Here is an 11576-nt window from a genome sequence, read left to right on the forward strand (position 1 = left end):
GGTCAGGAACGGATTTCCGAGCACCCGGATCGGGATGCTAGAGTTTCACTCGTTGCAAGGGCCTGTGGCGCAGTCTGGTAGCGCACCTCGTTCGCATCGAGGGGGTCTGGGGTTCAAATCCCCACAGGTCCACTGCACATGAGATCCCGTCCAGTTCATCGAACTGGGCGGGATCTTTGCTGTGCCTCAGAAGTGAAGCGCCGGCAACTACAGCGGCTTCGCGAAGCAGCGGCTCGAGTTCTCGAAGCGGTAGTGGCCGAACTTCGTGGGGGCCGGGGTGTAGCCGGTAGAGGTGTAGAGAGCTATGGCCTCCGGCTGCTTCGTGCCCGTCTCCAGGACCATGCGCGTACGCCCGGCCGCCCTGGCGTCGTCCTCCAGGGCCGCGAGTATGCGCCGGGCCAGGCCGAGACCGCGGGCCTCCGGGGTGACGTACATGCGCTTGATCTCGGCGTCGCCGTCCGCGTACCCCTCGTCGTTCTTCTCGTGGCCGCGCCAGCCGCCGGTGGCCACGGGGGTGCCGTTCTCGTCGTACGCGAGGAGATACAGACCGCGCGGGGCGGTGAACATGGCCGGGTCGAGGGGTGTGATGTCGCCCTCGTCGCCGTACCGCTCCGCGTATTCGAGCTGGACGCGGTCGTTGAGCATGACCGCGTCGGGGTGGTCGAAGGGGGTGGGGCGCAGCTCGATGAAGGTCCGCTGCGACAGTGACTGGATACTCATGCGAATCATCGTACTTCTATGCGGTGGGGTGTGGGTATCCATTAGTGGGGTGCGGGCATCCATTTAGTGTGCCGGTATCGTTCCCGGATGCTCCAAGTGACCAGTGTGAATGTGAACGGGCTGCGCGCCGCCGCGAAGAAGGGCTTCGTCGAGTGGCTCGCGGACACCTCGGCCGACGTGCTCTGCCTCCAGGAGGTGCGGGCCGAGCCTCAGCAGCTGCCGGACGAGGTGCGCGGGCCCGAGGGCTGGCACGTCGTGCACGCGCCGGCCGCCGCCAAGGGGCGGGCGGGCGTCTCCCTCTATACGCGCCGTGAGCCCGATCGCGTACAGGTCGGATTCGGGTCGCAGGAGTTCGACGGCAGCGGGCGTTACGTCGAGGCCGATCTGCCCGGCGTCACGGTCGCGAGCCTGTATCTGCCCTCGGGCGAGGTCGGCACGGAGCGGCAGGACGAGAAGGTCCGCTTCATGGGCGAGTTCCTCGTCTACTTGAAGGGCCTCAAGCAGCGGGCGGCCGCCGAGGGGCGGCAGGTCGTGGTCTGCGGCGACTGGAACATCGCGCACCAGGAGGCCGACCTCAAGAACTGGAAGGGCAACAAGAAGAACTCGGGGTTCCTGCCCGAGGAGCGTGCCTGGCTCAGTGAGGTCTTCGAGGGGGACGCCGGATACGTCGATGTGGTGCGGGCGCTGCACCCCGACGTCGAGGGCCCCTACTCCTGGTGGTCCTACCGAGGGCGCGCCTTCGACAATGACACGGGTTGGCGCATTGACTACCACGTGGCGACGCCGGGCCTCGCGGAGCGCGCGGTCAAGGCTTTCGTGGAGCGGGCGGCCAGTCATGAGCAGCGGTGGTCGGACCACGCACCCGTCACGGTGGTCTACGACATGTGATGCCGCGCGGCGCCATGGCATGTTGCGAGCGCGTACCTGACAATGACTCGACTGCCTCAACTGCCAGCCGTGTGGGGAGACTTCATGTCCGGTAAGTCGAGTCCGTCTCGTCGGGGTGTGCTGCTCGGTGCTCTGGGTGCGGGGGTCGGGGCGGGGCTGCCGGTGGTGGCCGCGTCACCCGCCGTGGGCGTGTCACCCGCCGTGGCGGCCGGAGCGGGCGGAGCCGACGGAGGGATTCCTCGGGGTACGCCGCCCGTGCTGCTCACGGAGCAGGCGACCCGGCGGATCCTCGTGCTCGACCCGAGGCGCAGGGTCTGGGACCCCGAGGAGAATCCGTCCGTCGTGCGGTGGGCGTTCTCGCCCCTGGAGCACTCGGGGTACAAGGACCTCCGGCCGGAGGACAGCTGGGTGTATCCGAGCGAGTCGAAGGTGCGCAGACACAAGAAGCGTACGTACGTCCTGACCACCGCCTCCTTCGGCTTCGTCGCCGTCGTCGACCACCCCTCGGGCAAGCGCTACTGGGGCGCGGCGATCGGACCGGGCGACGACCTCTTCAATCCGCACAGTGCCGAAATCCTGCCGGACGGCAACGTGGCGGTGGCGTGCAGCACGGGTGCGCTGGTCAGGCTGTACGCGGCGTCACAGGGGCCGCGCGCCTCGCGGTTCGCCGAGGCGGAACTGAAGGGTGCGCACGGGCTGCACTGGGACGGTGAGCGCGAGGTCCTGTGGGCCATAGGGGACGATGAGTTGGTGACGTATGCCGTGGGTGGCACGCGGGCACGGCCCACGCTGACGCGGCGGTTCTCGATCGGGCTGCCGGTCGGTACGCCGGGCAGGACCCCCGGCGGCCACGACCTCTTCCCCGTGGCCGGGCGGGCCGGGCGGCTGTGGGTGACGACGAACGCGGCCGTCTTCCAGTACGACATCCGGGGTGAGGTCTTCGTGCGGGACTTCGCCGGGGCCGGGGAGATCTCCCGGAAGTCGGTGAAGGGGGTCGGCGATGATCCGGGTACGGGGCAGGTCATCTCCACCGTGCCGGAGGGTGGGCTCGAGGAGAGCTGGTGGACCACGAAGGTGAGTGTCCATCGGCCTGCCGGGGAGTATGAGTTGGTCAACGGCGGGATTTACAAGGCGCGTTGGTTCTTGCCGAGGTAGGGAGTGCTCGGAGGTCCGGGCGGGCCGTCTACTTCAAACGGCGGTCCAAGGCCATCGACAGTTCCGCCTCCACCACGCTCTTCGCCAGTGGGCGCAGGCGGTCGATGCTGACGGTGCCCGCTTCGTCGGGTGTATGGGTGCGGATGACCGTGATGAACAACTCGGCCAGTGCGTCCGCGTGTTCGCGTACGCGCTGGCCCGCCTCCAGGACCGCCGCCAGGGGGATGCCTTCGCGGACCAGGGCCGATGAGACGTCCAGGAGGCGGCGGCTCACGTGGACGATCTCCTCGCCGTCCGTGCCCAGGTAGCCGAGGTCCAGGGCCGCGGCGAGGTTCTCGGGGGTGACCTCGCCCGCGAAGTGGTCGGCCAGTTCCTCGGGGGTGAGGCGGACCGGGGTCTCCTCGGTGGGTGCGCCGATGCCCAGGAGTTCGCCGACGTCGCGGCCGTTCTCGAAGGCCTCCGCGAGTTCCGCGATGCCGCTCAGGGTGTGTCCGCGCTCCAGGAGGGCGGCGATCGTGCGGAGTCTGGCCAGGTGATGGTCGTCGTACCAGGCGATGCGGCCCTCGCGGCGGGGCGGTGGGATCAGGCCGCGCTCACGGTAGAAGCGCACGGTGCGCACCGTGATGCCGGCCGCCTTGGCCAGCTCCTCCATGCGGTACTCGCGTGTCTCTGCCACGGCAGCAGCCTATGCGGTGCCGGATCGCGCGGGTGTTCTACCGGCGGTAACTCAAGGCGCCAGACCCCTACCCATCAGTACGCGGCTGTTCTACTCTCCCAATTGCGCCAGTGGACACTGGCAGAGTCGTGAAGCAGTTCGGGAGGCGGCGGCATGACCGAGGACGAGCGCCAGCAGGAGCGCGAGCAGGGGTGTGAGAAGGGGCGCGCCCGCGAGCATGTGCGGGTGGCGGTGATCGGGTCGGGGTTCGGCGGGCTCGGTGCCGCGGTCCGGCTGCGCCGCGAAGGCATCACCGACTTCGTCGTCCTGGAGCGGGCCGACGCCGTGGGCGGCACCTGGCGGGACAACAGCTATCCGGGCTGTGCGTGCGACGTTCCCTCGCATCTGTACTCGTTCTCCTTCGCGCCCAACCCCGACTGGCCGCGCACCTTCTCCGGCCAGGAGAAGATCCAGGAGTACCTGGAGCAGGTCGCCGACACCTTCCGCCTGCGCTCGCACATCCGCCTGAACACCGAGGTCACGCAGCTGCGCTGGGACGCGGAGGAGCTGTGGTGGGAGGTCGAGACCAGCAACGGCACGCTCACCGCGGATGTCGTCGTCTCCGCCACCGGCCCGCTCTCCGACCCCAAGCTCCCGGACATCCCCGGCCTCGACACCTTCGAGGGCAAGGTCTTCCACTCCGCGCGCTGGGACCACGACTACGACCTGCGCGGCAAGCGCGTCGCGATGATCGGCACCGGTGCCTCCGCCATCCAGATCGTGCCCGCCATCCAGCGCGAGGTCGGCAGGCTGACCCTCTTCCAGCGCACCCCGCCCTGGGTGATGCCGCGCATGGACCGCGCCATCAGCAAGGCCGAGCGCTGGCTGCACCGTCAGCTGCCGTTCACCACGCAGGCCCGGCGCGGCATCCTGTGGGGCATCCGGGAGTTGCAGGTCCAGGCGTTCACCAAGCGGCCGAACGAGCTCGGCGCGGTCGAGCAGCTCGCCAAGCGGAACATCGCCCGTGCCATCAAGGACCGGTCGCTGCGGGCCAAGCTGACACCCTCGTACCGCATCGGCTGCAAGCGGATCCTGCTCTCCAACACCTACTACCCGGCGCTCGCGCAGCCCAATGTCGACGTCGTCGCCAGTGGGCTCAGCGAGGTGCGCGGCAACACCGTCGTCGCCGCGGACGGCACCGAGACCGAGGTCGACGCGATCATCTTCGGCACGGGATTCCACGTGACGGACATGCCGATCGCCAACCGTGTGGTGGGTCCCGACGGCGTGACGATGATGGAGACCTGGAAGGACGGGATGAAGTCGCTGCGCGGCGCGACCGCGGCGGGCTTCCCCAACTTCATGACGGTCATCGGACCGAACACCGGCCTCGGCAACTCCTCGATGATCCTGATGATCGAGTCCCAGCTGAACTATCTCGCCGACTACATGCGGCAGTTGACGCTGCTGGCTCCCCCCGGACGCGGCGACCGGGCCGCGCTCGCCGCGCGGGCGAGTGCCGTGGACGCCTGGAACGTCAAGGTGCAGGAGCGCATGAAGCGCACCGTGTGGAACACGGGCGGCTGCAACAGCTGGTACCTCGACGAGAACGGCGTGAACACGACGATCTGGCCGGGCACGACGAGCGAGTTCCGGGGCGCCACGCGCCGGGTCGATCTCGCCGAGTACGAGGTGGTGCGACCGCCGAGGACGGACGTGGGCGCGCCGCTGAAGCCCCGTACGGAGAAGAAGGTCGAGGCAGGGGCATGAGCAGGCTGACGCATGTGACGAGCGGTCCGTTCGCGCCGCCCGCCGCGGCGCCGCCCGCCGCGGCGCGGGAGCTGACCGTCGTGTCGGCGGACGGCGCGCGGCTGCACGCCGAGGTGCACGGCCCCGAGGGCGCGCCCGCGGTGGTGCTCGCGCACGGGTGGACCTGTTCGACCGCCTTCTGGGCGGCGCAGATACGTGACCTCGCCGTCGACCACCGGGTGATCGTGTACGACCAGCGGGGACACGGGCGCAGTGCCGCGCCGGACGGGGTCGAGGGGTACAGCACCACCGCCCTCGCCGACGACCTGGAGGCGGTGCTCGCGGCGACTCTCGCGCCGGGGGAACGGGCCGTGCTCGCCGGGCACTCCATGGGCGGCATGACGATCATGGCCGCGAGTACGCGTCCGGCGCTGCGGGAACACGCGGCCGCCGCTCTGCTGTGCAGCACGGGCAGCGCGCGGCTCGTCGCCGAGTCGACCGTGGTGCCGATGCGGGCCGGGTGGCTGCGGACACGGCTGACGCGGTCGGTGCTCGGGGCCAAGGCGCCGCTCGGGCCCGTGACGCCGATGGCCCGCCGGCTCCTCAAGTACGCCACGATGGGCGCCGGTTCGCCCCCGGAACGGGTCGAGGTGTGCGCGCGGATCGTGCACGGATGCCCGCGGGTGGTGCGCTACCGCTGGTCGCACGTGCTTGACGAGGTCGCACTCGACACGGGCGTACTGGAACTGAACGTGCCCACCGCGGTCATCGCGGGCACCTGCGACCGGATGACGCCCATCGCGCACGCGCGGCGACTCGCGGGGATGCTGCCGGACTCGCTCGGTCTCACCGAGCTTCCCGGTATCGGGCACATGACGCCGGTCGAGGCGCCGGAGGCGGTCACCGCGGGGATCAGGGGCCTCGTGAAGAAGTACGTACGGGCGAACGAGCAGCAGGTGCACGGGCTTGAGGGGAGCAGCGCATGAGCAAGGTCAGCCTGGAGGGTCAGGTCGCGGTCGTCACCGGGGCGGCGCGGGGAGTGGGGGAGCTGCTCGCGCGCAAGCTCTCGGCGCGGGGTGCGAAGCTCGCGCTGATCGGCCTGGAGCCGGACGAACTGAAGCAGGTGGCGGGGCGGCTGCACACCGAGGCGGAGGCCTGGCACGCGGACGTCACGGATCACGCCGCGATGGCCCGGGTCGCCCAGGAGGTCAAGGAGCGGTTCGGGAAGGTCGACATCGTCGTCGCCAACGCGGGCGTCGCCAACGGAGGGCCGTTCGTCGAGTCCGACCCCGACGCGTGGCGCCGGGTGATCGAGGTCAACCTCATCGGCAGCGCGGTGACGGGGCGGGCGTTCCTGCCCGTCCTGATGGAGAGCCGGGGCTATCTCCTCCAGATCGCCTCGCTGGCGGCGATCACGCCGGCGCCGATGATGACGGCGTACTGCGCGTCGAAGTCGGGCGTCGAGGCGTACGCGCACTGTCTGCGGGCCGAGGTCGGCTACAAGGGCGTGAAGGTGGGCGTCGGCTACCTGTCCTGGACGGACACGGACATGGTGCGGGGCGCGGATCAGGACGACGTGATGCGGGAGTTGCGGCAGCGCCTGCCGTGGCCGGCCGGCAAGACGTACCCGCTGGGTCCGGCCGTCGACCGGATCGTGGCCGGGATCGAGCGCCGGTCGAGCCACGTGTACGCGCAGTGGTGGCTGCGGGGGATGCAGGGCATCAGGGGCTACCTGCCCGGCGTCATCGGCTCGGTCGGCCAGCGAGAGATGCGGCGGTTCGAACCCCGGCTGGGGTCGGTCTCCACGGGGCTCGTGGGGGCGGGGGGCTCCGCCGACGAACAGGCCCGTGACGAACAGGCCCGTACCGCGCGGTAGTCAGGCAATGGTGAGGCCCACCCGGCACCCCGGGTGGGCCTCACCGTCAAAACAGCCAAAGCTCGGCGCCGCGTCAGGCGTCGTAGTCCTGGTTGAACTTGTCCTGCTGCTCCTGCGCGGCCTTCTGGGCCTCGTCCCTGCCCTGTGAGCTGCGCTCGCTCGCCTCGTCCCTGCCCTGCGAGGCGCGCTCGCCCGCCTCGTCCTTCTTGTCGCCCATCGCGTCCTTCGCCTTGCCGGCGAGGTCGTTCGCCTTGTCCTGGAACTGGTCCTTGATGCCCATGCGGGTTCACTCCTAGGGGTGAGGTTGGAGGGGCCTCGACCAGACTTGCATGGAGGTATATACCTCGCATTTCGATCAGTTACGGGAAGTGACGTGACGGGAAGTGACGGGTCACGTGAGGGAGGCCGCGCTACCCCCGCGGCGGCAGCTTCGGCCGCCGCCTGTCCGGCACGTCGTCCATGCCCGGCGGCTCAGCCGCCGACTGCTGTTCCAGGAGGTCCAGCGCCACCCGCACCGCGTCGTCGAGCTGCGCGTGCCGCCCCTCCGCCCAGTCCAGCGGCGTCCGCAGCACCTCCAGGTCAGGGGCCACGCCGTGGTTCTCCACGGACCAGCCGTACTCGTCGAACCACCCCGCGTTCATCGGCACCGTGATGACCGTCCCGTCACCGAGGACGTGCCGCCCGGTCATCCCCACCACGCCGCCCCACGTGCGCTGGCCCACCACGGGGCCGAGGCCGAGGAGTTTGAAGGCCGCCGTGATCATGTCGCCGTCGGATGATGTCGCCTCGTCGGCCAGGGCCACCACGGGGCCTCGGGGCGCGTTCGACGCGTACGACACCGGCTCGGCGTTCCGTGTCAGGTCCCAGCCCAGGATCTTCCGCGTCAGCTTCTCCACCACCAGCTCGCTGATGTGCCCGCCCGCGTTGCCGCGCACGTCCACGATCAGGGCCGGGCGGGAGACCTCCAGGCGCAGGTCCCGGTTGAACTGCGCCCACCCGGAACCGCCCATGTCGGGGATGTGCAGGTAGCCGCACTTGCCCCCGCTCAACTCCCGGACGACGTCACGCCGTTTGGCCACCCAGTCCTGGTAGCGCAGGGGGCGTTCGTTGATGAGGGGGACGATCGCCACCCTCCGCGGCCTGCCCTCCTTCTCCGCCGGCTGGAACGTCAGCTCCACCGTCGTGCCGCCCGCCGCCGAGAGCAGCGGGAAGGGGCCCGCCACCGGGTCCACCGGGCGGCCGTCGATGTGCGTGAGGATCGCGCCCTCGCGGATGCCCGCGCCCGCGAGCGGCGAGCGCGCCTTGGAGTCGGAGGAGTCGCCGGGCAGAATCCGTTTGATCATCCAATGGCCGTCCCGGCAGACCAGGTTGGCGCCCAGCAGGCCCATCGCCCGCTGATAGTGCGGCGGCCCTTCGTTGCGGCGGGCGGCGGAGACGTACGCATGTGACGTGCCGAGCTCGCCCAGGACCTCGCGGAGCAGGTCCGCGAACTCGTCGGGGGACGCGACCCGTTCCACCAGCGGCCGGTACTGGTCCAGGATCGCGGGCCAGTCGATGCCGCACATGTGCGGCTCCCAGAAGTAGGCCCGGATGAGGCGGCCCGCCTCGTCGTAGGCCTGGCGCCACTCGGCGGCCGGGTCGACCTCGTGCAGGATGCGGCGCAGATCGATCCAGACGATCGTGTCGCTGTCGCCGGACTCCGTCGAGGGGACCGCGCGCAGCTCGTCATCGTCGACCACCACGAGCCGCGTGCCGTCGCCGCTGAGCGCGAACCAGTCGAGGTTGCCGACCAGTTCGGACTTCTTCCCCTTGGTGATGTCGAAGTACTCCAGGGTGGGGCGCCCTGAGGTGTCCGAGGGATTGACGAACGTCTCGCCGAGCGCGCCCGAGATCGGCCAGCGCAACCAGACGAGACCGCCGCCGCTGACGGGTTTGAGCGCCGAGTACTTGGACGCCGAGACCGGGAACGGCGTCACCCTGCTCTCCAGGCCCTCGACCTCCACGAGGGCCGACCCGGCCGGCGAGAGGCCGTCGGCCGGGTCGAGCCCGCCCGCCGCCGGGCGGCCGTCGGGGGAGAGCGCGAAGGGGGACGGGGTCGCCGACGACAGGGGGACCAGGTAGGGGCGGCAGCCGAGCGGGAAGGACAGGTCGCCGGTGTGCACGTCGTAGACGGGGTCGAAGCCGCGCCAGGACAGGAAGGCCAGATAGCGGCCGTCGCTGGTGAAGACCGGATTCTCGTCCTCGAAGCGGCCGTTGGTGACGTCCACGATGATGCGGCGGCCCGGCCCTTCGATGCGGGCCATCTTGATGTGGCGCAGCGACCGGCCGATGCCGGGATGGGACCAGGTCAGCCACGCCCCGTCCGGGGAGAACGCCAGATCCCGCACCGGGCCGTTGACGGAGCGGATCAGCTCCGTGACCTCGCCCTCGGACTCCTCGGAGGCATCCACGAGGAGCAGCCGCCCGTCGTTCGAGGCGATCGCGAGCCGCTCGCCCTCCGGGTCGGAGATCAGTTCGAGGACTCGGCCCAGCTTTCCCTGCGCGAGCCTGCGCGGCGCGCGGTCGCCGCTGGCGCGCGGCAGATAGGCGATCTCGACGGCGTCCTCGCCCTCGGCGTCGGTGACGTAGGCGACCTGCCCGCCCTTGCCGAGCATCTCCGGGAGCCGGACGCGAACGCCCGGGGTGTCGATGATGGTGCGGGCGGGGCCGTCCCGGTGCGTGAGCCAGTACAGGCTGCCGCGTACGACGACGGCGCTCGCCCGGCCCGTCGTGTCCACGGAGAGCGAGTCGAGGTGCTGCGCGGCCGGCACCTGATAGATCCGCCGTCCGGCACGCGGCCCGCCCAGGCGCACGTCGAGCCGGCGCGGCTCGGAGTCGGCGGACAGGTCGTCCACCAGCCAGACGTCGCCCGCGCACTGGTAGACGACGCGCGAGCCGTCGCTGGCGGCGTGCCGGGCGTAGAAGGCGTCGTGATCGGTGTGCCGTCGCAGGTCGGAGCCGTCCGGCAGACAGGAGTAGAGGTTGCCGACGCCCTCGTGGTCGGAGAGGAAGGCGATCCTGCCGTCCACGAACATCGGGGCGTCCAGGTGCCCGTCGAGGTCGGGCAGGATCTGCTCGCCGTGCACCCACAGGCGGCCCGTGGCCCCGCCCCGGTAGCGCTTCCACGCGGCGGGCTCGTGCGGCGGCTTCCCGGTCAGGAGGAGCGTCTTGCGTTCGCCGTCGATGTCGTTGACCGCGATGTCGTACACAGGGCCCCAGGGCAGCTTGCCGCCGGGTGAGCCGTCGGTCGGCACGCTGTAGGCCCAGCAGAAGTACGAGAAGGGCTGGCCGTGCGAGGAGACGGCGAGGATGTCGCCGTCGGGGGACCAGCCGCAGACCCGGGTGTCCGTGCTGCCCCAGTAGGTGAGGCGCCGGGCCGGGCCGCCGTCGACCGGGGCGAGATGGATCTCCGGGTCGAGGCTGCGCCATGTCGTGAACGCGATGTGGCGGCCGTCCGGCGAGAAGCGCGGATGGCTCACCTTGGTCCGGTCGACGGTCACCCGCCAGGCCCGGCCCGCGGGTGCGCTGTCCGGGCTCAGCGGTGCCACCCAGAGATCGTCCTCGGCCGCGAAACAGAGGCGGTCGCCGCTGAGGTGCGGAAATCGCAGGTAGGCGTGGTCAGCATGGGCTTCATCGCGCGCGTCGGTCACTTCACCATGCTTTTCCGGTGCGCAGGCCCCGGCAACTCGTACATGAGGTCAATGACTCGTACATGGGGTCGAACAGGTGCTGACGCGCCGCGTGATGCAGCACACGTACGAAACCGTTTCGTTTCGTTAAGCCTCCGGGTAGAGTCATGGCGTACGCAACAGTGCTGAACGGGAGCGGAGGGATCATGGCTGAGGCGGCAACGGTGCGGCGCAGCCGGATCACGCCCGAGCGCGAGGCCGAGCTCTACGCGGCCGTGCTCGACCTGCTCCGCGAAGTCGGGTACGAAGCGCTCACGATGGACGCCGTCGCGGCCCGCACGAAATCCAGCAAGGCCACCCTCTACCGCCAGTGGGGGAGCAAGCCCGAGCTGATCGCCAGGGCGCTGCGGCACAACAAGCCGGTGTCCATCGAGGACATCGACACGGGGTCCCTGCGCGGCGACCTGCTTGAGACCGCGAACCGTTCGGACGACTGCCAGATGGAGCGGGACGCCGCGCTGATGCGTGGTTTGTTCCACGCCATCCACGGGAACCCCGAACTCCACCAGGCGCTACGGCAGTTGCTCATCGAGCCGGAGATCACCGGCCTGAACGCGCTGCTGCGCAGGGCTGTCGAGCGGGGCGAAGTGGCCCCGGACAACCCGGCGTTGGGTTACGTCATCCACATGATGGTCGGCGGCTTCGTCGCCCGTGACCTGATCGAGGACCGCACGGTCGACCGTGAGTTCCTCCGTTCCTACATCGACGCCGTGATCCTCCCCGCTCTCGGCGTCTGACCCAGCCCCCTCACAAGTTCACCCCTTCCACCTGACGCGACCGCTCACGTCGTCGGGCTGATCCCCCC

Annotated in this window: 10 protein-coding genes and 1 tRNA gene; 7 read left to right on the forward strand and 4 right to left on the reverse strand. The window is 70.2% G+C overall.

Translation table 11 applies throughout. The features are described 5' to 3' along the window. Positions 1–58 precede the first annotated feature (58 nt). Positions 59–132: transfer RNA gene (locus AB0I94_RS11010), tRNA-Ala, on the forward strand. A gap of 75 nt (positions 133–207) precedes the next feature. On the opposite strand, the gene AB0I94_RS11015 is transcribed toward AB0I94_RS11010, so the two are convergent. Further along, positions 208–687 carry a GNAT family N-acetyltransferase gene (locus tag AB0I94_RS11015; RefSeq protein ID WP_363309325.1) on the reverse strand — a complete coding sequence of 160 codons (480 nt, stop codon included), beginning with the start codon at positions 685–687 and terminating at the stop codon, positions 208–210. Between the two features lie 120 nt (positions 688–807). Here AB0I94_RS11015 and AB0I94_RS11020 point away from each other — a divergent pair, with 120 nt between their 5' ends. Both AB0I94_RS11020 and AB0I94_RS11025 read left to right on the forward strand, forming a co-directional pair. Then, on the forward strand, positions 808–1608 hold the full coding sequence (locus AB0I94_RS11020; protein WP_363309183.1) for an exodeoxyribonuclease III: 801 nt from the start codon (positions 808–810) through the stop codon (positions 1606–1608). Positions 1609–1692: 84 nt separating this feature from the next. Continuing rightward, positions 1693–2763 carry a DUF6528 family protein gene (locus AB0I94_RS11025; RefSeq protein WP_363309184.1) on the forward strand — a complete coding sequence of 357 codons (1071 nt, stop codon included), beginning with the start codon at positions 1693–1695 and terminating at the stop codon, positions 2761–2763. Positions 2764–2791: 28 nt separating this feature from the next. On the opposite strand, the gene AB0I94_RS11030 is transcribed toward AB0I94_RS11025, so the two are convergent. Further along, a complete protein-coding gene (locus tag AB0I94_RS11030) occupies positions 2792–3415 on the reverse strand; it encodes a MerR family transcriptional regulator (RefSeq protein ID WP_363309326.1) in 624 nt (207 codons plus the stop codon). 177 nt (positions 3416–3592) lie between these two features. Here AB0I94_RS11030 and AB0I94_RS11035 point away from each other — a divergent pair, with 177 nt between their 5' ends. The 3 genes from AB0I94_RS11035 to AB0I94_RS11045 are packed head-to-tail and all read left to right on the forward strand — an operon-like array spanning position 3593 to position 7043. After that, positions 3593–5188 (forward strand): NAD(P)/FAD-dependent oxidoreductase, encoded by a 1596-nt coding sequence (locus AB0I94_RS11035; RefSeq protein WP_363309185.1) that lies wholly within the window; start codon positions 3593–3595, stop codon positions 5186–5188. After that, entirely contained in the window at positions 5185–6153 is a 969-nt protein-coding gene (locus AB0I94_RS11040) for an alpha/beta hydrolase (RefSeq protein ID WP_363309186.1), read from the forward strand. Before AB0I94_RS11035 ends, AB0I94_RS11040 begins: the two co-directional genes overlap by 4 nt. Continuing rightward, a complete protein-coding gene (locus tag AB0I94_RS11045) occupies positions 6150–7043 on the forward strand; it encodes an SDR family oxidoreductase (protein WP_363309187.1) in 894 nt (297 codons plus the stop codon). Before AB0I94_RS11040 ends, AB0I94_RS11045 begins: the two co-directional genes overlap by 4 nt. Positions 7044–7116: 73 nt before the next feature. Here AB0I94_RS11045 and AB0I94_RS11050 read toward each other — a convergent pair whose 3' ends face one another. Together AB0I94_RS11050 and AB0I94_RS11055 are read right to left on the reverse strand one after the other, a co-directional pair. After that, entirely contained in the window at positions 7117–7323 is a 207-nt protein-coding gene (locus AB0I94_RS11050; RefSeq protein WP_363309188.1) for a hypothetical protein, read from the reverse strand. Positions 7324–7453: 130 nt separating this feature from the next. Then, positions 7454–10732 carry a S41 family peptidase gene (locus tag AB0I94_RS11055; protein ID WP_363309189.1) on the reverse strand — a complete coding sequence of 1093 codons (3279 nt, stop codon included), beginning with the start codon at positions 10730–10732 and terminating at the stop codon, positions 7454–7456. A gap of 203 nt (positions 10733–10935) precedes the next feature. On the opposite strand from AB0I94_RS11055, the gene AB0I94_RS11060 reads away from it, so the two are divergent. Next, positions 10936–11508, forward strand: a complete 573-nt coding sequence (locus AB0I94_RS11060) for a TetR/AcrR family transcriptional regulator (protein WP_363309327.1) — start codon at positions 10936–10938, stop codon at positions 11506–11508. Positions 11509–11576 lie beyond the last annotated feature (68 nt).

Source organism: Streptomyces sp. NPDC050147, from assembly GCF_040660195.1.
Lineage (GTDB): Bacteria > Actinomycetota > Actinomycetes > Streptomycetales > Streptomycetaceae > Streptomyces.